At 67.1% G+C, this 23,931-nt stretch carries 19 protein-coding genes and 1 tRNA gene; 11 read left to right on the top strand and 9 right to left on the bottom strand.

The annotated features are described in order from the left end of the window. Positions 1–58 precede the first annotated feature (58 nt). Entirely contained in the window at positions 59–1,288 is a 1,230-nt protein-coding gene (locus AE618_RS20470) for a vWA domain-containing protein (RefSeq protein WP_054210937.1), read from the top strand. On the opposite strand, the gene AE618_RS20475 is transcribed toward AE618_RS20470, so the two are convergent. The 3 genes from AE618_RS20475 to AE618_RS20485 are packed head-to-tail and all read right to left on the bottom strand — an operon-like array spanning position 1,263 to position 3,509. Further along, positions 1,263–1,715, bottom strand: coding sequence for an acyl-CoA thioesterase (locus AE618_RS20475; protein WP_054210938.1), 453 nt, complete (start codon positions 1,713–1,715; stop codon positions 1,263–1,265). The two genes, AE618_RS20470 and AE618_RS20475, sit on opposite strands and share 26 nt — an antisense overlap. Then, positions 1,712–2,599, bottom strand: a complete 888-nt coding sequence (locus AE618_RS20480; protein WP_054210939.1) for a methyltransferase domain-containing protein — start codon at positions 2,597–2,599, stop codon at positions 1,712–1,714. The genes AE618_RS20475 and AE618_RS20480 overlap by 4 nt, the downstream gene beginning before the upstream one ends. A gap of 28 nt (positions 2,600–2,627) precedes the next feature. Beyond that, entirely contained in the window at positions 2,628–3,509 is an 882-nt protein-coding gene (locus AE618_RS20485) for a UTP--glucose-1-phosphate uridylyltransferase (RefSeq protein ID WP_054210940.1), read from the bottom strand. 174 nt (positions 3,510–3,683) lie between these two features. Here AE618_RS20485 and galE point away from each other — a divergent pair, with 174 nt between their 5' ends. Then, positions 3,684–4,673 carry a UDP-glucose 4-epimerase GalE gene (gene galE / locus AE618_RS20490; RefSeq protein WP_054210941.1) on the top strand — a complete coding sequence of 330 codons (990 nt, stop codon included), beginning with the start codon at positions 3,684–3,686 and terminating at the stop codon, positions 4,671–4,673. A 12-nt stretch (positions 4,674–4,685) separates the two neighbouring features. Here galE and rnk read toward each other — a convergent pair whose 3' ends face one another. Next, complete coding sequence (gene rnk / locus AE618_RS20495) at positions 4,686–5,111, bottom strand: nucleoside diphosphate kinase regulator (protein ID WP_054210942.1); 426 nt, start codon at positions 5,109–5,111, stop codon at positions 4,686–4,688. 372 nt (positions 5,112–5,483) lie between these two features. On the opposite strand from rnk, the gene AE618_RS20500 reads away from it, so the two are divergent. Further along, a complete protein-coding gene (locus tag AE618_RS20500; protein WP_082365428.1) occupies positions 5,484–6,728 on the top strand; it encodes a lytic murein transglycosylase in 1,245 nt (414 codons plus the stop codon). A 64-nt stretch (positions 6,729–6,792) separates the two neighbouring features. Continuing rightward, positions 6,793–8,013, top strand: coding sequence for an SGNH/GDSL hydrolase family protein (locus AE618_RS20505; protein ID WP_054210943.1), 1,221 nt, complete (start codon positions 6,793–6,795; stop codon positions 8,011–8,013). Between the two features lie 147 nt (positions 8,014–8,160). Here the strand turns inward: AE618_RS20505 and AE618_RS20510 are convergent, their stop codons facing one another. Both AE618_RS20510 and gltB read right to left on the bottom strand, forming a co-directional pair. Further along, complete coding sequence (locus AE618_RS20510; RefSeq protein WP_054210944.1) at positions 8,161–9,585, bottom strand: glutamate synthase subunit beta; 1,425 nt, start codon at positions 9,583–9,585, stop codon at positions 8,161–8,163. 114 nt (positions 9,586–9,699) lie between these two features. Continuing rightward, the gene (gene gltB / locus AE618_RS20515; protein ID WP_432704518.1) at positions 9,700–14,319 is read right to left on the bottom strand and encodes a glutamate synthase large subunit; all 4,620 of its coding nucleotides are present in this window, start codon (positions 14,317–14,319) and stop codon (positions 9,700–9,702) included. Positions 14,320–15,019: 700 nt separating this feature from the next. On the opposite strand from gltB, the gene AE618_RS20520 reads away from it, so the two are divergent. Both AE618_RS20520 and AE618_RS20525 read left to right on the top strand, forming a co-directional pair. Beyond that, entirely contained in the window at positions 15,020–16,075 is a 1,056-nt protein-coding gene (locus AE618_RS20520) for a threonine aldolase family protein (protein ID WP_054210946.1), read from the top strand. Positions 16,076–16,169: 94 nt separating this feature from the next. Further along, positions 16,170–17,108, top strand: a complete 939-nt coding sequence (locus AE618_RS20525; RefSeq protein WP_054210947.1) for a hypothetical protein — start codon at positions 16,170–16,172, stop codon at positions 17,106–17,108. A 94-nt stretch (positions 17,109–17,202) separates the two neighbouring features. On the opposite strand, the gene AE618_RS20530 is transcribed toward AE618_RS20525, so the two are convergent. Next, positions 17,203–17,676: an Hsp20 family protein gene (locus AE618_RS20530; protein ID WP_054211020.1), complete on the bottom strand. Its 474-nt coding sequence runs from the start codon at positions 17,674–17,676 to the stop codon at positions 17,203–17,205. A 215-nt stretch (positions 17,677–17,891) separates the two neighbouring features. Here AE618_RS20530 and AE618_RS20535 point away from each other — a divergent pair, with 215 nt between their 5' ends. Next, positions 17,892–18,977, top strand: a complete 1,086-nt coding sequence (locus tag AE618_RS20535) for an alpha/beta fold hydrolase (RefSeq protein ID WP_054210948.1) — start codon at positions 17,892–17,894, stop codon at positions 18,975–18,977. Here AE618_RS20535 and hisN read toward each other — a convergent pair. Then, positions 18,876–19,664: a histidinol-phosphatase gene (gene hisN, locus AE618_RS20540; protein WP_054210949.1), complete on the bottom strand. Its 789-nt coding sequence runs from the start codon at positions 19,662–19,664 to the stop codon at positions 18,876–18,878. The genes AE618_RS20535 and hisN overlap by 102 nt on opposite strands. A 353-nt stretch (positions 19,665–20,017) precedes the next feature. After that, positions 20,018–20,938, bottom strand: coding sequence for an N-formylglutamate amidohydrolase (locus AE618_RS20545; protein WP_082365430.1), 921 nt, complete (start codon positions 20,936–20,938; stop codon positions 20,018–20,020). A 260-nt stretch (positions 20,939–21,198) separates the two neighbouring features. Between AE618_RS20545 and cpdR the strand changes: the two genes are divergently transcribed. The 4 genes from cpdR to AE618_RS29075 all read left to right on the top strand — a co-directional run bounded on the left by cpdR (position 21,199) and on the right by AE618_RS29075 (position 23,920). Further along, positions 21,199–21,558, top strand: a complete 360-nt coding sequence (gene cpdR, locus AE618_RS20550) for a cell cycle two-component system response regulator CpdR (RefSeq protein ID WP_038363805.1) — start codon at positions 21,199–21,201, stop codon at positions 21,556–21,558. 175 nt (positions 21,559–21,733) lie between these two features. Continuing rightward, positions 21,734–21,808 (top strand) — tRNA-Val (locus tag AE618_RS20555). 536 nt (positions 21,809–22,344) lie between these two features. Next, a complete protein-coding gene (gene msrA / locus AE618_RS20560) occupies positions 22,345–22,863 on the top strand; it encodes a peptide-methionine (S)-S-oxide reductase MsrA (protein ID WP_054210950.1) in 519 nt (172 codons plus the stop codon). A gap of 400 nt (positions 22,864–23,263) precedes the next feature. After that, complete coding sequence (locus AE618_RS29075) at positions 23,264–23,920, top strand: cold-shock protein (RefSeq protein WP_054210951.1); 657 nt, start codon at positions 23,264–23,266, stop codon at positions 23,918–23,920. Positions 23,921–23,931: the final 11 nt, after the last annotated feature.

A 23,931-nucleotide genomic window follows, 5' to 3' on the forward strand; every position in this document is an offset into this window, starting at 1 on the left:
ACGCGATCTGCGCTGTTGTCCACGACACGGGGCGCTCCGTGCCAGGGAGGAACAGTCGATGTCGCTTTTGTCCCGTTTCAGGAAAGATGCCTCGGGCACCACGGCCGTGTTGTTCGGCTTCGTCGCCATCCCGATGATCGGGATCGCCGGGGCCTGCGTCGACTATGCCCGCGCCAGCTCCGCCCGCGCCAGCCTGAACGCGGCGGTCGACGCGGCTGCGCTGATGGTCGCCCGCGACGCCACGAAGCTGACGGACGCGCAGCTGACGACCCGCGCGGAAGCGCTGATCCGCGCCAATCTCGCTGGCAATTCCGACGCCAAGCTCGGCACCTATACCGTTGCCATCAATCGCACCGCCCGCACGGTCAACGTGACCGCCACGACCGATGTCGAGACGACACTGACCAAGGTCATCGGCTTCGACACGATTCCGGTCTCCTCGACGGCCCAGTCGGCCTGGGGCACAAACCGCGTCGAACTGGCGCTGGTGCTCGACAACACCGGCTCGATGGCAGCGTCCAACAAGCTGACCGAGTTAAAGAAAGCCTCGCTCGACCTGCTCAAGATCATGAAGGAAGCCTCGACGGAGCCGGACCAGATCCGGGTCTCTGTCGTGCCCTTCGCCACGCAGGTGCGTCTGCCGACGACCTACAAGGATTCGCCCTGGCTGCGTTACGACCTGACGAAGGGCAGCGGCTGGAACAAGAAGACGATCACAAAGGCGACCTGGGAAGGCTGCATCAGCGACCGCGACAAGCCCTATGACGTGAGCGACGCCGGCGCGGTGACGGGCCAGAACGTCACGCTGTACCCGGCCGACTTCTGCGCCCAGTCGACGCTGACGCCGATCCGGCCGCTGACCAGCGACTGGACGGCGCTGGAGGGCACGATCAATGCGATGACGCCGGTCGGCTACACCAACGTCACCATCGGCGCAGCCTGGGGGGCAGCGAGTCTGAGCCCGATCGCGCCGCTGCCGGAAGCCGCGCCTGCCAACACGCCGCGACTGACCAAGTACATGATCCTGCTGACCGATGGCGACAACACCCAGAACCGCTTCGGCGACGGCCAGGCGACGATGGACCTGCGCACCGCCGCCGCCTGCACCAGCGCCAAGGATGCCGGCATCAGGATCTATTCGATCCGCGTCATCGACGGGAACAGCAGCCTGCTGCGCAGCTGCGCCAGCGACCCGGGCATGTATTACGAGGTCTCCAATGCCTCGCAGCTCGGGCCGATCTTCCAGCAGATCGCCCGCGAGATCAGCCAGATCCGCCTGACGATGTGAGGTCGGCGAGCGCCGCGCGCAGATCGGCCGGGATCGGCACCGGGCGCTGCGTGGCGCGATCGACATAGACATGGGTGAAGCGCCCTTGCGCCGCCGCAAGCGTGCCGCCCTGGCGAAAGATGCCGATCCGGTAGGTCACGGAACTGTTGCCCAGCCGCTCGACGCCGAGCCCGACCTCGACGGCTTCCGGAAAGGCGACGCTCTCGAAATAGCTGCAGGTCGTCTCGACGACGAGCCCCACGACCGCACTGCCGGCAAGATCGAGAAAGCCGCGCTCGATCACCCAGGCGTTCACCGCCGTGTCGAACCAGGAATAATAGACGACGTTGTTGACGTGGCCGTAGACGTCGTTGTCGGCCCAGCGTGTCGGCACCGTGCGAAACGGGCCGAAGGCGTCGCGGCGCAGCCGCTCCTGTTTTCCGCTCATGTCGGCCCCCCGGCTGTGTCGCCCGCGCCAATCTCCGGCACGCCCAGCGCCTCCGCCAGCCTCGCCTTGGCCGAGCCCGGCCGCAACGGCTTCTGCTGGCTTTCATGCGGCGCCCAGCCTGAAAGCCAGACGATCTCGAAGGTCGCGCGCAGGCGCCCATCCGCGTCGGCGAAACGCTCGGCATAAAGGCCAGCCGCCCGTAGCAGCGTATCGCGACGCATGCCGGCCTTGCGGCGGGCCATGAGCGCGTTGCCCCAACCCATCGCGTGCAGATCGCGCAGCAGGCCGAAGACGTCTCGATAGCGCACGGTCACGACCTCGCTGTCGACGACGGGCAGCGCGAAGCCGGCACGCTGCAGCAGGCTGCCGAGATCGCGCAGATCGGCGAAGGGCGCGATGCGCGGGCTGACGCCGCCCGTGGTCTCGGCCTCGGCCTCCAGCAGCACCTGCCTGAGTTCCTGCAGCGTCCGGCCGCCGAGCAGGCAGCCGATGAACAGCCCGTCGGGCCGCAAGGCGCGGCGGATCTGGATCAGCGCGCCCGGCAGGTCGTTGACGCCGTGCAGGGCCAAAAGCGAGGCTGCGAGATCGAGGCAGGCAGGCGCCAGCGGCAGGCGTTCGAGATCGCCGACGAGATCGGCGGCCCCGCTCGGGACCTCGGCCATGCGCAGCAGGGAATCCGCCTTGGCGAGGAGAACGGGTGCGGCGACCGGCAGGGGCGTGCCGAGATCGGCCGCCGCCGCGAAGCGCCGCAGCACCGCAGCCAGCCGCTCCTCCAGATCCTCAACCGCACGCTGGAGCAGGAAATCGGGATATCCCGCCGCGAGCGCCCGCTTCAGACGCAAGGCGCCGATCGCGCGATCGAAGACGACGCCGGCTTCGCTCACCGACGCGTGCCCTGACCTGCGAAAGCCATCAACGGTCCAGCAGCCGCTCGATCTCCTGGCGGATCTGCGGGCCGAGATCGCTGCGGTCGAGCGCATAGGCGATATTGGCCGTCAGGAAGCCGATCTTCGAGCCGGTATCGTAGATGTCGCCGTCAAAGCGCACCGCGTGGAACGGCTCCAGCCGCGACAGGGCGATCATCGAATCGGTCAGCTGGATTTCGCCGCCCGCGCCCGGCTCCTGGTTGGCCAGCAGATTGAAGATCGTCGGCTGGAGGATGTAGCGGCCAGTGATGTGCAGGTTCGAGGGCGCCGTGCCCTTGGCCGGCTTCTCGACCATCTTGGTCACCTTCGACACCTTGGCCTCGCGGTTCTCGACGCCGACGATGCCGTATTGATGGGTCTGGTCGTCCGGCACCGGCGCCACCGCGATATGGTTGCCGCCATGCTTGTTGTAGGCATCGATCATCTCGGCAAGGCAGCCCTTGCCATGGGTGTGATGCAGCATGTCGGGCAGCAGCAGCGCGAAAGGCTCGTCATCGCCGATGATGTCGCGCGCGCACCAGACGGCATGGCCGAGGCCCAGAGGCGCCTGCTGGCGGGTAAAGCTGGTCGCGCCGGCGGGAGGCAGATCGGCCAGCAGCGCCTCCAGTTCCTTGACCTTGTTACGCTTGCGCAGCGTGTCGTCGAGCTCGTAGGCCAGATCGAAATGATCCTCGATTACCGCCTTGTTGCGGCCGGTGATGAAGACGAAATGCTCGATGCCGGCCGCGCGCGCCTCGTCGATGACATGCTGGACGACAGGCCGATCGACGATGGTCAGCATCTCCTTGGGAATCGCCTTGGTGGCAGGCAGGAAGCGGGTGCCGAGACCGGCGACGGGGAAGACGGCCTTGCGGATGCGTTTCGTCATGGGAGGTCCAATTGGCGCCTGGGCCGGGCTTGCCTGTGGCGGTGCGGGTGGAGAGCGGCCGGCTCCTGACTTGCGGGGAGCCGGCCACGGCGACTAATAGCAGAACGAGCTTGAGAACCCGTCAACGCTTTTTGCGAGGAGGCGGTTCCGGGTGGCGGTAGCGGGCATTCGACCATGGCTGTACTTGTTTCGGGCGGTGCCGGCTATATCGGCAGCCACATGGTGCTTGAACTGCTCGACCGTGGCGAGAGCGTCGTCGTGCTCGACAATCTCTCGACCGGCTTCTGGTGGGCCGTGCCGAAGGAGGCCGTGCTGATCCAGGGCGACATCGCCGACCAGGAGCTGGTCGCGCGCGTCATCGCAGAGCATGCTGTCACCGAGATCGCCCATTTCGCCGCCAGGATCGTGGTTCCGGAATCCGTCGCCGATCCTCTCGGCTATTATCTCAACAACACCGTGAAGACGCGCAGCCTTCTGGAGAGCGCCGTGCGCGGCGGCGTCCAACGAATCATCTTCTCCTCCACCGCGGCGGTCTATGGCGAACCCGCGATCAGCCCGGTGCCAGAGGAGATCGAACTCCACCCGATCAACCCCTATGGCCGCTCCAAGCTGATGAGCGAGTGGATGCTCTCCGACGTCGCCCGCGCCCATGGCCTGAGTTTCGTCGTCCTGCGCTACTTCAACGTCGCCGGGGCCGATCCGAAGGGCCGCTCCGGCCAGTCATCGCCCAACGCCACCCATCTGATCAAGGTCGCAGGGCAAGCGGCACTGGGCCAGCGCGACGGGCTCGAGGTCTTCGGCACCGACTACCCCACGCCCGACGGCACCTGCATCCGCGACTACATCCACGTCACCGACCTCGCCCGCGCCCATCTCTGCGCGCTCGATCATCTGCGCACAGGCGGAAAAAGCCTGACGCTGAACTGCGGCTATGGCCGGGGCTATTCGGTCAACGAGGTCGTCGCGGTCGTGAAAAAGGTCTCGGGCGTCGATTTCCCGGTGAAGCTGTCGGGCCGCCGGGCCGGCGACCCCGCCTCGCTGGTCGCCAAGGCCGACCGCATCCGCACCGAGCTCGGCTGGACGCCGGAGCATGACGACCTCGAAGAGATCGTCCGCCAGGCGCTGGACTGGGAGCAGAGGCTGAAGACGCGCAACGCGGTGTGACGCAGCCGACCTTTAGCCCGCCATCGCCAGATCGGCCGGCTCCCTGACCTGCGTCACGGTCAGGCGGCGGCGCTCGCCCGAGCGCGTCGTCCAGTCGATCGACTTCCCGGCGGCCATGCCGATCAGCGCCACGCCGACCGGCGTCATCACCGAAATCCTGCCGGCATCGACATCGGCATGCTGCGGCGCGACCAGCGTGATCGTCGTCGCCTTGCCGGAGGCCTCGTCGCGGAAGGTGACGCCACTCCCGATGCGGACATGATCGGCCGAGTGGCGCCCCTCCGGCAGGATGCGGGCGCGGTCGAGTTCGCGGGACAGTTCGGCCGCGAGATCGGCCATGCCTTCGCCCGCGCCGGCGACGGTGCGGCTCAAAAGGAGATGGTCGCCAGCGGTCAGCACGATGGCGGGCCGCGACGGACGCTTCGGAGCGATGGTCATGACGAAATCCTGGGACTGAAACGGCAGCCGCAGCGGAGGTCCATCGACCGCGCCGTCTCGCGACTGTCCAAAAAAGGGAGGTGGTGAAGGCAGTAGCGCCGGATGGCGCGGCAAGGGCCCCGAACCCGGGGCGCGCTGCGCGGCGGGCGCGGGGCTAATGGCCCGCGATGAGATTGCCCCAGCGGTGCAGACCGCAGCAGAACCGGAGATGGCTGTTCATGCCCGCAAGGCTCGGCCAAGCACCGCGCTTTGTCAAATCGAGCCACTGTGACGCGCCGTGCATCGATGGCATTGCCGCCACGCTTAACCTTTGGTTAATCTTGTTCAGGCGCTCTGGAGCGACCCCGTTTTTGCAGCCATCCCGAGTGCCCCATGCGCCTGTCCGTCATCGCCGCCACGGCCCTGATCAGCTTCGCGCCGGCGCTCGCGCAGACCACGGGCTCGATCAGCACCTCCGCCGCTAAGGCGAGAGACGCCACGCCGACACCGGTCGCACGGCCTGCGAACTCCGGCTTCGACACCTTCTTGCAGCGACTTTGGCCGCTGGCGCAGGCGCGCGGCATTTCGCGTGCGACCTTCGACGCCGCCTTTCGCGGCGTCACGCCCGATCCTGCGATCACCGCGCTGACGCGGAAGCAGTCGGAATTCACCGCGCCGATCTGGGGCTATCTCAGCAGCGCGGTGGGCGGCACGCGCATCCCCCGCGGCCGCGACGCCGCCACTGAGAATGCCGGCGTGCTGGCGCAGGTCGAGGCGCGCTACGGCGTGCCCCGGGAGATCGTGCTCGGCGTCTGGGGCATGGAAACCAATTACGGCGCCTTCAAGGGCGACAAGGACACGATCCGCTCGCTGGCGACGCTCGCCCATCTGCGCTATCGCGGCGACTTCTTCCGCGACGAGCTTCTGACCGCGCTGGAGCTGATCGAGGAAGGCCATGTCGAGCGCCGCGAATTGCGCGGCTCCTGGGCCGGCGCCATGGGCCACACCCAGTTCATGCCGTCGAGCTACCGCAAATACGCGGTCGACTTCACCGGCGACGGCCATGCCGACATCTGGAGCTCGACCGCCGACGCGCTCGCCTCCACCGCCAACTACCTCAAGGGCTATGGCTGGGTGCAGGGCCTGCCCTGGGGCCTGGAAGTGACCCTGCCCGAGGGCTTCGACCACAAGCTCTACAAGACGAGCTTCTCGGCCTTCTCGTCGGCCGGCGTGCGCCGCGCCGATGGCGGCCGACTGCCCTCTTCTGGCGAGGCGAGGCTGTTCTACCCCGCCGGCCATCGCGGCCCGGTGATGCTGCTGACCGAGAATTTCGACGTCATCAAGAAGTACAATTCGTCGGACGCCTATGCGCTCGCGGTCGGCCATCTCGGCGACCGCATCATGGGCCGCGCGGCGATCCAGGCCGACTGGCCGGTCCAGGCGCCTCGCCTCGACAAATCGGGCATGCAGGACGTCCAGCGCCGGCTGAAGGCGCTCGGCCTCTACAACCACGACGCCGATGGCCGCATCGGCACCGGCACGCGCGAGGCCGTGAGGCAATATCAGCTCCGCAACGGCGAGATCGCCGATGGCTGGCCCACCCCGGCCCTGCTGGCAAAGATGCGCGCCGGAAGCTGACGTTCGCACCGTCCTGCACTATATTGCCAGGATGCCGCTCGCCGGCGCGGGATTTAAGAGCCCGATGCGTTTGTGCTCCCTGCTCACGCTGTTCGCAGCCACCTGCCTGCTGCTCCTGACCGGAGCGCAGACGACGCTCGCCCAACAGGCGCGTCAGCAGCAGCCGCAGCCCCAACCGCAGCGCGGCTTCTTCCAGTTCTTCTGGCAGCAGCCCGCGCCGCCGCCCGTCGTCCAGCCTCAGCGCCAGCGGGTCGCACCCGTCGTGCGCCGCCGCCCCGCGGCACCGGTCGTGGTCCGGGACGATCCCGTCATTCCCAAGGTCGATGTCGCGCATCATCTGCTGGTAATGGGCGATTCGCTCGCCCATCTGCTCGCCGGCGGCCTGGAGGACGCGCTGGAGGACCGGCCCGACCTTGCCGTCCTTACCCGAGCCAAGGCCGATTCGGGCCTCGTCCGCAGCGATTTCTACGATTGGCCCAAGGTGGCGGCCGATCTGCTGGCGGGCGACCAGAAGATCAGCCTCGGCGTCATGATGATCGGCCTGAACGACCGGCAGGCCATCCGCGAGGGCGACACGGTCCACGAGCCACTGAGCCCGCGCTGGCTCGAACTCTATCGCGAGCGCATCGCCGCGGTGACGCAGGTCTTCGCGGCTAAGCGCGTGCCGCTGATCTGGGTCGGCGCGCCACCCGTGCAGAACGGCAGGCTCTCGGCCGATTTCGTCACTTTCAACGAGCAGTACCGCCAGCAGGTCGAGCGCGCGGGCGGGCAATATGTCGATCTCTGGGGCGCCTTCGTCGATTCAGAAAGCCGCTACACGGCGATGGGCCCCGACGTCTCCGGCCAGACCATGCGGCTGCGGCTCGGCGACGGCATCCATTTCACGGCGGCCGGCGCCCGCAAGGCGGCGCATTTCGTCGATCTGCTGGTGCGCCGGATGTTCGAGCCGGGAGCGCAGGGCAGCGTGATCGCGCTGCCGGTCTCTCCCGACACCGGCGCACCCTCCAGCCCGGAACTGCAGCCCGGCGGCGTCGAACGCCTGATCGACCAGATGGTCGCGGGCCTGCCCACGATCAGCCTGCCGGCCGCGCTCCAGGCCAAGCCGGCGGCCGGGCCGATCCTGCCACTCACCGGCGCGACGACGGGCGAGCAGGCGCTGCTGGTCTCGATTCCCGACGCAAGGGGACGCGGCGAGATCGCCGGCCAGCTCGACCGCATCTTCGGCGAGGGCGTGCTGCCCGAGCCGAAGCCCGGACGCATGGACGATTACCGTTGGCCGCGGTGAGGGCATCACATCTGCCGTCATTCCGGGCGAAGCGCAGCGCAGACCCGGAATCCATGCCGGATGCTCAAAGGACCAGCGCTCTGGCATGGATTCCGGATCGGCGCCGCTGACGCGGCTTGTCCGGAATGACGGCGTACTGAGCAGATCTCACACCGGCAAAATCGTCTCGCCCATCAGATGCTTGTCGATCGCATGCGCCGCCTGGCGGCCCTCGCGGATCGCCCAGACGACGAGCGACTGGCCCCGCCGCATGTCGCCGGCGACGAAGACGTTCTCGACGCTGGTGCGGTAGTCGCGCTCATTGGCGATGACGTTGGCGCGCTTGTCGACCGCCACGCCCGACTGCGCGATCATACCCTCGATCAGCGATCCCGCGAAGCCAATGGCGAGGAAGCAGAGATCGGCCTGCAGGACGAATTCAGTCCCTGCGATCGGCTTGCGCTTCTCGTCGACGCGCACGCATTTCACCCCGGTCAGGCGGCCGTTGCGGCCTTCCAGCCCGAGCGTCGCGGCCTGGAACTCGCGCTCTGCGCCCTCGGCCTGCGAGGAGGAGGTGCGGAACTTCGTCGGCCAATACGGCCAGACCGTCAGCTTGTTCTCGATCTCCGGCGCCATTGGCCGAATGTCGAGCTGCGTCACCGAGAGCGCGCCCTGGCGGAAGGCCGTGCCGACGCAGTCGGATGCCGTGTCGCCGCCGCCGATGACCACGACATGCTTGCCCCCGGCCAGGATCGGCGTGATCTTCGAGACATCCTCGCCGCCGGTGCGTTTGTTCTGCTGGGTGAGATACGGCATCGCGTAGTGCACGCCCTGCAGGTTGGTGTCGGGCAGGCCGGGATCGCGCGGCGCCTCGGCCCCGCCGGTCATCAGCACGGCGTCGTGCTCGGCGGTCAGCGTCGCGAAGGGCACGGTGACGCCGACATGGACGTTGTAGTGGAAAGTGACGCCCTCGGCCTCCATCTGCTTCACGCGGCGGTCGATGTGCTTCTTTTCCATCTTGAAGTCGGGAATGCCGTAGCGCAGCAGGCCGCCGGCGCGTGCCTCGCGCTCATAAAGATGCACCTCATGGCCGACGCGCGCGAGCTGCTGCGCCGCCGCCAAGCCGGCCGGGCCGGAGCCGACGACGGCGATCTTCTTGCCGGTGCGGATCGTGGCGGGCTCGGGCACGATCCAACCCTCCTGCCAGCCCTTGTCGGCGATGGCCTGCTCGATCGTCTTGATCGTCACCGGCATATTCTCGAGGTTCAGCGTGCAAGCCTCCTCGCAGGGCGCGGGGCAGATGCGGCCGGTGAACTCCGGAAAGTTGTTGGTCGAGTGCAGATTGCTCAGCGCATCCTGCCAGCCCCCGGAGAAGACCAGCTCGTTCCAGTCGGGGATCTGGTTGTGGACCGGGCAGCCGGTCGGCCCATGGCAGAACGGGATGCCGCAATCCATGCAGCGCGCCGCCTGCTTCTTGATGTCGCGCTCCTCCAGCGGGAGCGTGAACTCCCGGAAATGCCGGATGCGGTCGCCGGCGAGCTGATACTTCTGCTCCTGCCGGTCGTATTCGAGGAAACCCGTGACCTTGCCCATGTCTGTGTCTCTCGCCGTCCTGCCCGGCTCTGAGCCGGGCATCCCCGTTTGGCCGAGGCGCCTGTCCTGATGAGGTTCCGGATCGAACGCGCCGACCGGAGCTGACGTCCCGTCCTATTCCGCCGCCTGCAAGGTGCGCGCCTGTTCCATCTCGCGCAGCGCGCGGCGGTATTCGACCGGCATCACCTTGACGAATTTGGTGCGGTACTCGGCCCAGTTGTCGAGGATGCGACGCGCCGTCTCCGAACCGGTATAGTCGACATGGTTCGTCAGCATCTGCATCAGGCGCTCCTCGTCGTGGCCCGACATGTTGGCCATGTCGATGCGGCCCTTATGCTCGAGATCGCCGCCGTGATGGTGCAGCCGCTCCATCAGGTCCTCCTCCTCCTCGACCGGCTCGAGATCGACCATGGAGAGGTTGCAGCGCGCCGCGAAGCTCTTGTCCTCGTCCAGCACATAGGCGATGCCGCCTGACATGCCCGCCGCGAAGTTGCGCCCCGTCGGCCCGATCACGGCGACGACGCCGCCGGTCATGTATTCGCAGCCATGGTCACCCGTGCCCTCGACCACCGCGATGGCGCCCGAATTGCGCACGGCGAAGCGCTCGCCGGCGACGCCGCGGAAATAGGCCTCACCCGCGATCGCCCCGTAAAGCACCGTGTTGCCCACGATGATCGAGCGCTCCGGCACGGCCTTCGAGGCCGGATCGGGCTTGACGATCAGCTTGCCGCCCGAGAGCCCCTTGCCGACATAGTCATTGGCCTGTCCGGTCAGCTCGACGGTGACGCCCGCCGCCAGGAAGGCCGCGAAGCTCTGGCCCGAGGTGCCCTTGAGCTTCACCGTGATGGTGTCGTCGGGCAGGCCGGCATGGCCGTACTTCTTGGCGACGACGCCAGACAGCATCGCGCCGACGCTGCGGTCGACATTGCAGATCGGATGTTCGAGCACGACCGGCGTACCGCCCTCGATCGCCCCCGTCGCGCCCGCGATCAGCTTGCGGTCGAGGACGTCGTCGATCGGATGCTTCTGCAGCTCGACATGGCGGATCGCCACGCCGGGCATGTCGACCTTGTGGAAGAGCCTCGAGAAATCCAGCCCCTTGGCCTTCCAGTGGTCGAGTGCCTCGCGCTTGTCGAGCAGATCGGACCGGCCGACGATCTCGTCGAGATGGGTGAAGCCCATCTGCGCCATGATCTTGCGCACGTCCTCGGCGACGAAGAAGAAGTAGTTGACGACATGCTCGGGCAGGCCCTTGAAGCGCTTGCGCAGCACCGGATCCTGCGTCGCGACGCCGACCGGGCAGGTGTTGAGATGGCACTTGCGCATCATGATGCAGCCGGCCGCGATCAGCGGCGCGGTCGAGAAGCCGAACTCGTCGGCCCCCAGCAGCGCGCCGATCACCACGTCGCGGCCGGTGCGAAGCCCGCCATCGACCTGAAGCGCGACGCGCCCGCGCAGCTTGTTCAAGACAAGCGTCTGCTGCGTCTCGGCGAGACCGATCTCCCAGGGGGAGCCGGCATGCTTCAGCGAGGTCAGCGGGCTCGCGCCCGTGCCGCCCTCGAAGCCCGAGATGGTGATGTGGTCGGCGCGCGACTTGGCGACGCCGGCCGCGACCGTGCCGACCCCGATCTCGGAGACCAGCTTGACCGAGACATCGGCCGCCGGATTGACGTTCTTCAAATCGAAGATCAGCTGCGCCAGATCCTCGATCGAATAAATGTCGTGATGCGGCGGCGGCGAGATCAGCCCGACGCCCGGGGTCGAATGCCGGACCTTGGCGATCTTGGCATCGACCTTGTGGCCGGGCAGCTGCCCGCCCTCGCCGGGCTTGGCACCCTGCGCCACCTTGATCTGCATGACGTCGGCATTGGCGAGATACTCCGCCGTGACGCCGAAGCGGCCCGAGGCGATCTGCTTGATCGCCGAGCGCTTCGAGCGCCCATCCGCCATCGGCTTGAAGCGGATCGCTTCTTCGCCGCCCTCGCCGGTGTTGGACTTGCCGCCGATCTGGTTCATCGCGATGGCCATCGTCTCATGCGCCTCGCGCGAGATCGAGCCGAAGGACATTGCCCCGGTGGCGAAGCGCTTCACGATCTCCGAAGCCGGCTCGACGCTCTCCAGCGGCACGGGCTGGCGCCCGTCCTCAAGCGCCTGCCTGAGCTTGAACAGCCCGCGGATGGTGGTCAGCCGCTGCTCCTCGTCATTGACCTGGCGGGCGAAGTCCTCATAGCGATCCTGCGCGTTCAGCCTGACCGCATGCTGCAGCGAGGCGACGACGTCGGGCTGCCAGACATGGTCCTCGCCGCGGATGCGGTACATGTACTCGCCGCCGATATCGAGGCTGTTGCGATAGACCGGCGCGTCGCCGAAGGCGTCCTTGTGACGGCTGACGCTCTCCTGCGCGATCTCGTCGAGGCCGACGCCCTCGATCGCGGTGCCCGTGCCGAAGAAGTAGCGTTCGACGAAGTCGCTCTTGAGGCCGACGGCATCGAAGATCTGCGCGCCGCAATAGGACTGGTAGGTCGAGATGCCCATCTTGGACATGACCTTGAGCACGCCCTTGCCGACCGACTTGATGTAGCGCTTCACCACCTCATAGGCGTCGACCTCGGTCGGGAACGCACCTTGCGCATGCTGGTCGAGCAGCGTGTCGAAGGCGAGATAGGGGTTGATCGCCTCCGCGCCATAGCCGGCCAGGCAGCAGAAATGATGGATCTCGCGCGGCTCGCCCGATTCCAGCACCAGACCGACCGAGGTGCGCAGGCCCTTGCGGATCAGGTGATGATGCACCGCCGCCGTCGCCAGCAGCGCCGGGATCGGGATGCGATCGGACCCGACCTGCCGGTCGGACAGGATGATGATGTTGTAGCCGCCATGGACCGCAGCCTCCGCCCGCTCGCAGAGCCGCTCCACCGCCTCGCTCATGCCGGCGGCGCCATCACGCGCCGGATAGGTGAAGTCGATGGTCTTGGTGTCGAAGCGGTCCTCGTAATGCCCGATGCAGCGGATCTTCTCGAGATCGTCGTTGGTCAGGATCGGCGTGCGGACCTCGAGCCGCTTGCGACGCGAGGTGCCCTCCAGATCGAGGATGTTCGGCCGCGGCCCGATGAAGGAGAGCAGGCTCATCACCAGCTCCTCGCGGATCGGGTCGATCGGCGGGTTCGTGACCTGGGCGAAGTTCTGCTTGAAATAGGTGTAGAGCAGCTTCGACTTGAGCGAGAGCGCCGAGATCGGCGTGTCCGTGCCCATCGAGCCGACCGCTTCCTGGCCGGTCACCGCCATCGGCGCCATCAGCAGGCGGACATCCTCCTGCGTGTAGCCGAAGGCCTGCTGGCGATCGAGCAGCGGCACGTCGGTGCGCGAGGCCCGCGCCTCGACCGGCGGCAGGTCCTCGAGCACGATCTGGGTGCGCTTCAGCCAGTCCTTATAGGGGTTGGCGAGGCATAAGCTCGTCTTGATCTCGTCGTCGCCGATGATGCGGCCCTGCTCGAGGTCGATCAGCAGCATCTTGCCCGGCTGGAGACGCCACTTCTCGATGATCTTCTCCTCCGGAATCGGCAGCACGCCGAATTCGGAGGCCAGCACCACGAGCCCGTCATCGGTGACGAGATAGCGCGCCGGCCGCAGGCCGTTGCGGTCGAGCGTCGCGCCGATCTGCTTGCCGTCGGTGAAGGCGATCGCGGCCGGCCCGTCCCAGGGCTCCATCAGCGCGGCGTGGTATTCGTAAAAGGCGCGGCGCTCCTCGTTCATCAGAGGGTTGCCGTTCCACGCCTCCGGCACCAGCATCATCATGGCATGGGCGAGCGAGTAGCCGCCCTGCACTAGGAATTCGAGCGCGTTGTCGAAACAGGCGGTGTCGGACTGGCCCTCATAGGAGATCGGCCAGAGCTTCGAGATGTCGGGCCCGAACAGCTCGGAATCGACCGAGGCCTGCCGCGCCGCCATCCAGTTGACGTTGCCGCGCAGCGTGTTGATCTCGCCGTTATGGGCGACCATCCGGTAGGGATGGGCCAGCCGCCAGGACGGGAAGGTGTTGGTGGCGAAGCGCTGGTGGACGAGAGCGAGCGCGCTCTCGAAGCGCTCGTCCTGCAGATCCTTGAAATAGCTGCCGAGCTGCGTGACCAGCACCATGCCCTTGTAGACGATGGTGCGCGCCGACATCGAGACCGGGTAATAGGTCGCGGTCGCCCGGTCCTTGAGCTTGTAGACCTTGTTGGAGACCGACTTCCTGAGGACATAGACCTTGCGCTCGAAATCCTCCTCGGTCTCGATCTCGGCAGGCCGGCCGACGAAAAGCTGGCGGTGGACCGGCTCGCTCTCCTTGACCGCCTCGCCGAGGTCCGAACCGTCGACCGGCACGTCGCGCCAGCCCAGGAAGATCAGCCCCTCCTCGGTCACCGTCTGCGCGACGATGTCCTCGCAGACCGTCCGGTCGATGACGTCCTGCGGCATGAAGAACTGGCCGATCGCGTAATGGCCGACCTCCGGCAGGGCGATGCCGAGCCTGGCGCATTCCTCGCTGAAGAAGCGATGCGGGATCTGGGTGAGGATGCCGCAGCCGTCGCCGAGCTTGGGGTCGGCACCGACCGCGCCGCGATGGTCGATGTTAAGCAGGATCTGAAGCCCCTGCTCGACGATGGCGTGGCTCTTGCGGTTCTTCATGTCGGCGATGAAGCCGACACCGCAGGAATCCTTCTCCATCGACGGATCGTAGAGACCCTGGCGCACCGGCATCGCCGGGTCGCGGACCTCCGGGAAGCGCTCGAAAGCCTCCGCGCCGCTGATCACGGCACCGCTCGACTGGCTGGTTTCGCTCATCGTCAAACCCCGCTTGCCCTAAAACCCGCTGGCGATGCCAAGCCAGCTTCCGCCGGGAGGCACCTTTGAGTCCATATAAACCTTCCGCCGCAGCAGGCCGCCACCACTCGCGCGCGGCTCCAGGGAGCCGGCAGCAAGGATGGGGCCAACATGGCCGAACCATTCGTCTGTCGGAGGCTTGCTTGCGCTGATCTCGGGGCGCCCGCGTCCTCCGCAGGCGCCGGGGCATGTCGCCCTGTCGCGCCTGTCCTAAGCCGCCGCTTTGCGGGCGGCGCGCGTGCGATTGGCTTTGGCGTGTTTTGCCGTACCCTTCGTCATCGATCCGCTCCGTTGCGATGGCGCGACAGCGACCTCCGGGAGGCTGCCATCGACGCGGCTGAAAATGGGACAGTAACACTGTCCTATCGCAGTGAACTTGCCAGAATTCCAATCTCCGCACAAGGGGCGATTCTGCGCTGATGCGACATTTTATTTCGGCGCCGAGCGTGAGCGAGACATATCCGGCACGAAAGCCGGAGTTGGGCAGCATGGTTCTTGTCGCGATGGGCATTTCGCGCATTGCGGCCCCGGCCCCTACGCGCTTGGCAGGCAGCCCCTGCGTCGCTAACGCAAAGGCATGAACTTCATCAGCGACAACACCGCCGGCGCCAGCCCAAACGTCATGGCCGCGATCACGGCCGCCAATGACGGCTCGGCCTCGGCCTATGGCGCCGACCTCTGGACGCAAGATGCCGAGAGCCGCTTCGCCGAGATCTTCGAGCACGAGGTTGCGGTCTTCCTGGTGACATCAGGCACGGCCGCCAATGCGCTCGCGCTGGCCAGCATCACCCGCCCCTGGGGCGCCGTGCTGACCCATGAGGAAAGCCATGTCGCCGACGATGAATGCGGCGCACCGGAATTCTTCAGCGACGGCGCCAAGCTGATCGGCCTGCCCGGCGCCGGCAACAAGATTTCGCCCGATCTGGTCATGCAAACGCTGGCGCGCTTCCGCGAGGGCGCCCTGCATCAGGTCCAGCCGCAGGCGCTCTCGATCACCCAGGCGACCGAATGCGGCACGATCTATTCCCTCGACGAGATCGGCGCCCTCAAGGCCGCCGCCGCGCCGCGCGGCCTGACCCTGCACATGGACGGAGCCCGCTTCGCCAACGCGCTGGTCACGCTCGGCTGCACGCCTGCCGAAATGACCTGGAAAGCCGGCATCGACGTCCTCTCCTTCGGGGGCACCAAGAACGGCGCCTGGGCGGCCGAAGCCGTGATCTTCTTCGACCCCGCCAGGGCCGGCGAGATGAAGTGGCGCCGCAAGCGCGCCGGCCAGACGCTGTCGAAAGGCCGCCTCATCGGCGCCCAGTTCGAGGGCCTGCTGGCTGACGGCCACTGGCTCGACCTCGCCCGCCACGCCAATGCCATGGCCGCCAGGCTGGCAAGCGCGATCGAGGCGAGTTCCCAGGCCCGCCTCGCCTGGCCCTGCCAGGCCAATGAAGTGTTTCCGATCATGTCGGCCGCGCTGCAGGACCGCCTCAGGGCGGCCGGCGTCGGCTTCCTGCCCTGGTCCGACCGCGCGTTGCCGGCAGGCGCCACGCTCGCGCAGGGCGAGATCGTCGGCCGTTTCGTGATGTCCTTTGCGACGCCGCAAGCGCAGGTCGAACAGCTGATCGCACTGATCGGCGCATAAGAAGGCTGACGTCCGTCCCAATTCCAGCCCCATGCATGCCGCAATCCCTAACGAAGACTGAAAACCAGACGTTCAGTCTTGGAAGGGACGACCCATGGCATTCCGTTCGACCGCGCCCAAGCGCGCTGCTGTGATGAGCATTGCCTTGATGGGCCTGGCGGTTGCCGGTGCATTGGCCGGCTCCGCAGGCGCCGCATCGGCGCAGATCTATCTCTATGAGGAAGACGCGCCCTATCTCGAACAGCGTTTCGGCTATCGCTATGCCGCGCCACGCCCACCTGCGCAGATCCCGCAGCGCGCGCTCAGCCGGATCGCGGCGCGCGATTTCGGCCTCGCCCAGGTCGATCGCACGGTCCGCACAGGCTCCGCCTATGTGATCGACGGCCGGACGCGGTCGGGCCGCCGCGTGCGGCTGATCGTCGACCCCTATAGCGGCCAGCTCCTCGACGAGATCCTCCTTCAAGGGCCGCCCCGTGCCGCGCCGCATGTCGCCCGCATCGACCCCCGCGGAGATGTCCGGCAGCCGCGCGCCGTGCAGCGCCCGGCGGAGCGCCCGCCGTCGCTGAAGACGCCGGGCCAGGCGAAGGCTCCCGCAACCGTGGTGCCGCCCCCGCCGGCCGCCCCGCCACGCGCCGAGCCCGCGCCTCCAGCCGAAAGGCCCCCGGCAGCGGCCACCGCACCGGCGACCGTTGCGCCCCCCTCGCCTTCAGCGCCCCCGCGCGCCGACCCCGCGCCGCCGGCCGAAAAGCCCCCGGCTGCCGCCAGCGCGCCCGCGACCGTCGTGCCGCCCATTCCCGCCGTGCCGGGGCCGCCGACGCCAGGCTCCAGCGACCCCGCCACGGGCGCCGACAAGCCCAGGCTGGTCAATCCCAGCGACGTGCGCGGCCCCGAGACAACCGAGCGCGACCCGCCGTTGGCCCGTACCGAACAGCCCGGCATCCCGGCTCAGCTCCCACCGGTCCAGACGCAGGATGCGACGCCCACGACGCCCAAACCCAGCACGCCGGAGGTGCCGGTCACGCCGTTGGATTGAGGCACAGCGCCGGCACCGCTCATCGAGGCAAAGAAGAGGGCGCTTCCGGTTTCCCGGAAGCGCCCTCTTCATTCAGATGGTGACGTCAGGTGCGTCAGGCGGCCTTGGCGGTCTCGACCTTGGCCTCGAGAACCTTGGCCTTGCCGCCGCCGATCGCGATCTGGCGGGGTTTCTTGGCCTCGGGAATCTCGCGCACGAGATCGATATGGAGCAGCCCGTTCTCGAGGCTTGCGCCGGTCACCTGCACATAATCGGCGAGCTGGAAGCGACGCTCGAAGGCGCGCGCCGCGATGCCCTGATGCAGGATCTCGCGGGTCTCGCCATTGTCGTTGGCCTGCTTCTCGCCACGCACCGTGAGCGCATTCTCCTTGCTCTCGATGGCAAGGTCGCCCTCGCCGAAGCCCGCGACAGCGATGCTGATGCGGTAGGCGTTCTCGCTGGTGCGCTCGATGTTGTAGGGCGGGTAGCTCGGCGCGGCTTCGGCACTGCCGGCCTGGTCGAGCAGCGAGAACAGGCGGTCGAAGCCGACGGTGGAACGGTAGAGGGGGGAAAGATCGAAATGACGCATGATGTCCTCCAAAGGAAGCGACGTTTAGGTCCAGCCCGCCTCTCATGAGCGCGGGCCTGGTTCAGGTTCGCGCAGCCGGTCTCCGGCCTGCGCATCACTGAGTTGGGAAGATGTTTTCGGCTTTTCAAGTGGCCGCTGCGGCAGGCATAACCGGGGCCGTTCACCCCGGCGTCGCGCGCGCCGATTCGACAGCCGCCGGAGCTTCGACACTCATCATGGCTTCGACATCGGCCCTGCCGGACGCGGACCTCTTCGCTCATCCCGACTACCCGGTCCCGGGCCATGGCAAGGTCTGGTTCGCGACGACGCGCGATCGCGCCCGTATCCGTTTCGCGAGCTGGCGGCCGACCGTCAAGACCGTTCGCGGCACGGTCGCCCTCGTGCAGGGCCGGGCCGAATTCATCGAACGCTACAGCGAGACTGTCGCCGAACTGCGCCGGCGCGGCTTTCACGTCCTGACCTTCGACTGGCGCGGACAGGGCGGCTCGCAGCGCTTCGTCTCACGCGAGCGCAAGGGCCATGTCGGCTGGCTGCGCCATTACGAGAACGATCTCGCGCTCGCCATGGCGCAGATGCACGAGAAGCTGCCTCGCCCCTATTTCGTGCTCGCCCATTCGATGGGAGCGGCGATCTGCCTCGATGCCGCGAGACAAAACGCACTGCCCGTCTCGCGCATGGTCGCGCTCGCGCCGATGCTGGGCCTGACCATCACCGAGAACCCCAAGGCCGCGAGCCGGCTGGCGAGTCTGCTCTTCTGGCTCGGGTTCGGCCGGGCCTTCGTGCCCGGCGGGGGAGACACCGCGATTGCGACCAAGCCCTTCGATGGCAACCGGCTGACCGGCGATCCTGATCGCTATGCCCGCAACAGCGCGCTCTCGGCGGCGGCGCGCCATCTCAGCATCGGCGACCCGACCATCGCCTGGGTCCACACCGCCTTCGCGCTGATGGCACGGCTCAATGCCCCCTCGGCCGCGCGCGACGTGCGCGTGCCGACGCTCGTCATCGCCTCCGGGCAGGACCGCGTCGTCTCGACGCCGGCGATCGAGCGCTTCGCCGCCCGTCTCAAGACCGGCCAGGCGCTGATCCTGCCGACGGCAAGGCACGAGATCCTAATGGAAACCGACGCGATCCGCGACCAGTTCTGGGCGGCCTTCGACGCCTTCATCCCCGGCGAGGATGCAGGCCTCGTTCCAGACCCCTCAACCCTGGCCGGCGAGCAGGGCGAGCGCAGCCTCATGCAGCGGCTTGCTGGCGGCGGCGATGACGCGCCCGCCCCCGGCGGCACTGCCGCCCTCCCATGAGGTGACGATGCCGCCCGCGCCCTCGATGATCGGGATCAGCGCGACGATGTCGTAGGGCTTCAGCCCGCTTTCGATCACGAGATCGACATGGCCGGCGGCCAGCATGCAATAGGCGTAGCAATCGCAGCCATAGCGGGCGAGGCGCACCTGGCTCTCGACGCGGGCATAGGCGGCCGCCTCGTCGCCCTTGAACAGCGCCGGCGACGTCGTCATCAGCGTGGCCGAGGCCAGTCCGGCGGCCTGGCGCGTGCGCAGCTTCCTCGCGCCGCCCGGCCCGTCATAGCGCGCCTCGCGCCCGTCGCCGGAATAGCGCTCGCCGGTGAAGGGCTGGTGCATCATCCCGTAGACCGGCGTGCCGGCCCGTGTCAGCCCGATCAGCGTGCCCCAGACCGGAATGCCGGAGATGAAGGCGCGGGTGCCGTCGATCGGATCGAGCACCCAGACATATTCGGCGTCGGTGTTGTCGTTGCCGAACTCCTCGCCGAGCACGCCATGGGCCGGGAAACTGCGCTTGATCAGATGGCGCATGATGTTCTCGCCGGCGCGGTCGGCCTCGGTCACGGGATCGAACACGCCGCCTGCCGACTTGTCCTCCATCGCATGATGCGCCCGGAAGAACGGCAGGATGGCCCGCCCGGACTCGCTCGCGAGCTCCGCCACGAAGGCTCCGAAATCGACCGCGCTCATCCAAGCCCCCGCATGTTGTGCCGCCCCGCGCGGCGCAGATATCCGTCGTTCTGCCCTGATGGGCGGGTCGCGCCGGAAAGACAAGCGGCAGGCCCGCAGGATCGCCCGTCCCGCGCCAGACGCATGCCCGTCCAACGCTCCATCCGTGACGATTTTGGTCAGGCCACTTGCGTTTTCGCACTGCAATGTCATATTGTGCACTGCGAAGGGGCGATCACCTCAAGCCTTCGTTGCCCTCCTTGGGCGTTTCCTCCCTAGACTTGGGCCGCCACGAAAGTGTGCGGCCCTTTTTTTTGCGTTGCGTCGGCAACTGCACCGAACGCCGTCGATGTCGCGTGCCTTGACCCGCGCGCCTACTCCGCCGCTTGCCTGAACTCGTCGAGCCAGCCGCTCCAGCGCGCGAAGCAATCCGCCATCGCCGAGGCGACCGCCTGTTCGAGCGCAGCAAAGCCGGCATGCGGCATCAGCGTGGTCTCGTTCATGTAGAGCGCGCGGTTGATCTCGATCTGCAGAGTGTGGACGCCCGAGCTTGGCGCCCCGTAATGCTCGGTGATGAAGCCGCCGGCATAGGGCCGGTTGCGCGTCACGCTCAGGCCGAGCTTCGCGAAGGCGGCCTCGGCGATATCGGTGATGTGGCCGGCCGCGCTGGTGCCGAAACGATCACCCAGAATGATGTCGGGCTTGGCCGCGCCGTCGCGGTCGAGCCCGCTCGATGGCATCGAATGCGCATCGACGACGATGCAGGTGCCGAAAGATCGATGCGTGCGCTGCACCAGATCGCGCAGGCCGGCATGATAGGGCCGGTAGAGACGATCGATCCGGGCCAGCGCCTCCTCCACCGGAATGCGCCCGACATAGATCTCCTGCCCGTCGCCGACGATGCGGGGAATCGTGCCCAGCCCGCCGGCCACCCGCATCGAGCGGGTATTGGCGAAGGCCGGCAGCCGGCCGTCGAACATCCGCGGATCGAGCTCATAGGGCTCGCGATTGACGTCGAGATAGGCGCGCGGAAACTCGGCGACCAGCAGCGGCGCGCCCAGGGTCACGCTGCGCGCGAAAAGCCGGTCGACGAAGGCGTCCTCGGAGCGGCGCAGCGAGCGCAGCGGCAGCCGCGCCCGCTCGACGAAGCCGCGCGGATAGCATCGCCCGGCGTGAGGGACGTCGACCACCACGGGCACGATATGGAGCGCCGGCTGATACAGCGTGAACGGCCGCTCGATCTCGGCGACGACATCCTCTGGGTCGGGCGGGAAAAACGGGGTTGCTGTGCTCATGCCACTGGACACAAGCACACAAAGCGGCGCTGTTGAAGCGCGCCGCAAGCGCAGCCGCCATCGGCAACGGATTCACCCGTTGTTTACCATAGTGATGCCTTATAGAAACGCAGGGTTCCAAGCACGGGGATGGGCCGATAACCCTGCCGGCGCTGGCCCCGGAAACGGCGCGGGCGCCAGACGACGAACGAGGCGGGGCAGCCAGGCCGGCAGTCTCGACCCTTTGAAGACAGGCCTTACGGGACGGACAGATCAGGCCCATGACCAAGATACTTCTCGCCGAAGACGACAACGACATGCGCCGCTTCCTGGTCAAGGCCCTGCAGAATGCGGGCTATGACGTGGCCTCCTTCGACAACGGGCTTTCAGCCTATAACCGCCTGCGCGAAGAGCCCTTCGAGCTTCTGCTGACCGATATCGTCATGCCGGAGATGGATGGCATCGAGCTGGCGCGCCGCGCCACCGAACTCGATCCCGACATCAAGGTGATGTTCATCACCGGCTTCGCCGCAGTCGCGCTCAACCCCGATTCGCAGACGCCCAAGGATGCGAAGGTGCTGTCCAAGCCCTTCCACCTGCGCGAGCTGGTGAACGAGGTCGAAAAGCTGCTCGCGGCCTGAAGCGCGGCGCCGAAAGCTCCTCGCAGACAGCGTGTTTTGTCGTGATGCGGCTTTCTCGCGAAAGCGCCTTGCAAGCCGGGAGACGAGAGGCTATAGCCGCACACCTCGCAACATGGTCAGCCGGCAACGGCAGGGCCTGTTCCGAACGCCGCGACGATATCCCGACGCGGCAGACGGGCGCGTAGCTCAGCGGGAGAGCACTACGTTGACATCGTAGGGGTCACAGGTTCGATCCCTGTCGCGCCCACCATACAAGCCCTTGAAAGACAGGGACGAACGGCCACCCCACCGGGTGGCCGTTTTGCTTTGGGACGAGACTGGGAAAACAACGCATGCCGGGAGCCGGATGCGCGGGGCTTCGAGGCAAGAGTCGATGTCATGCCCGTGTGAAGCCGGCCGACATCTCCGATGGCGCCCTGGACCGGCCCGGCCAGTCTCAGGAGAGCGGAGCGGTCGAGACTGGCCGGAATCGTCGCCGGCCTCGCACCGCCTGCCATCGATGAAGACGATCTGGTCGCCAATGCGATCGAGCACTTTGTGATGGGCTGCCGGAACCGGTCGCCTCGTCTGGCGTCTTGAGATTGCGCCGTTTGATCGGCGCCATGCGGTGTGTGTCGCTTCCCAATGGCCGGGCACTGCCGCATGCCCGATCTCGGCCCGGCCTGCGCGCCTCTGATGACGCAGGCGATGAGGGCATCGCACGATGCTGTGAGGTCCGCCTCCATCGCTGATATCCTGATCCGTAACGACTATATAGGGAGCACGTGACATCAGGAGATCCAGACGATGACATCGGAACGTGCAGTGCTTGCCGGCGGTTGCTTCTGGGGCATGCAGGATTTGATCCGCCGCAGACCCGGCGTGATCTCAACCCGTGTCGGCTATTCCGGCGGCGAAGTGCCCAATGCCACCTATCGCAATCACGGCAACCATGCCGAGGCCATCGAGATCGTGTTTGATCCGGCGCAGACGAGCTACCGCGATCTGCTCGAGTTCTTCTTCCAGATTCATGACCCGACGACGCGCAACCGTCAGGGCAACGATATTGGCGCGAGCTACCGCTCGGCTATCTTCTATGTGAGCGAAGAGCAGAAGCGGGTTGCCGAGGACACCATCGCCGATGTCAACGCATCGGGAATCTGGCCCGGCAAGGTCGTGACCGACGTGACGCCGGTCGGCGATTTCTGGCAGGCCGAACCCGAGCATCAGGATTACCTGCAGCGCTATCCCGCCGGTTACACCTGTCACTTCGCGAGGCCGAACTGGAAGCTGCCGAAGCGCGACGAGATCCGGCGCGCTGGCTGACCCAACCGCGGATCCTTGCAGCACCGCCCCTGCGAGGATCCGCCTGATCGCGAGGCCCTTTGCAACCTGCCGGCATGGCTGTCTTGACGCGACGGAGCGGCGGCGCCTCGGGACGCAGTCCTGGCGCCAACAGAGCTCTTGTCGGGTCGCGAAGTTCGCCGTCGGCACTGAGCTTTGCCGGCAACAAGACTATGCACCCTGTCTCGAATCCTTGGGCGGCACGATGTTTGCGCGGCAGTTCCGGCAGCTTCGGCTAAAGCCAAGGTTACGCGTGCCTGACCGCCCCAACAGGCCAGGCCGGCGCGTCGCCGCTGCCGATAATTTACCACCGCCCCCCGGATGACGGCACGCTTTGCTTGCGCTAGATTGGGTGTTCCCGGTCACTGATCCTTGAAGCTCCATGTACGATCGTCGCACGCCGTCCTCTGCCCAGCCCTTCGTCACCCACGAAAATATCGAAGCCAAAGTCAAATGGTTCGACCCCGAAAAGGGGTTCGGTTTCGCGTCGCCGGCCGATGGTTCGGGCGACGTTTTCCTGCACATCTCGGCAATCGGTCCGCTCGACCAGCAGGACCTGCAGCCGGGCGCCACGATTGTCTGCGATCTCGGCGAAGGCCGCCGTGGCCTCCAGGTCGTCGCCGTCCATGAGATCGATGCCTCGACGGCGACGCAGTCGGCGCCGCGCTCTGCCCCCCGCGCCCCGCGCGACGATTTCGGCGGCGGCGGTTATGGCGGCGGCGGCTATGCTGATCGTGGAGATCGCGGCGGCTATGGCGGCGGCGGTGGCTATGGCGGCGGCGGCTATGCCGATCGCGGCGGCGCCGGCAGCCGCGACAGCGGCCCGATGGAAGGCCCCTATGACGGCGCCGTGAAGTTCTTCAACGCGGAACGCGGCTTCGGCTTCATCGCGCCCGACAAGGGCGGCCCGGACGTGTTCCTGCACGTCTCATCGCTCGGGCGCAGCGGCCTGCAGCCGCCGATGGACGGGCAGCGCGTGCGCTTCTCGATCCGCGCCGGCAAGAAGGGCCCGGAAGCGGCCAACGTCAGCTACATCTGACGCTGAGATGC

The sequence above is a fragment of the Allobosea vaviloviae genome (genome assembly GCF_001298265.1).
In the GTDB taxonomy this organism is placed as follows: Bacteria; Pseudomonadota; Alphaproteobacteria; order Rhizobiales; family Beijerinckiaceae; genus Allobosea; species Allobosea vaviloviae_B.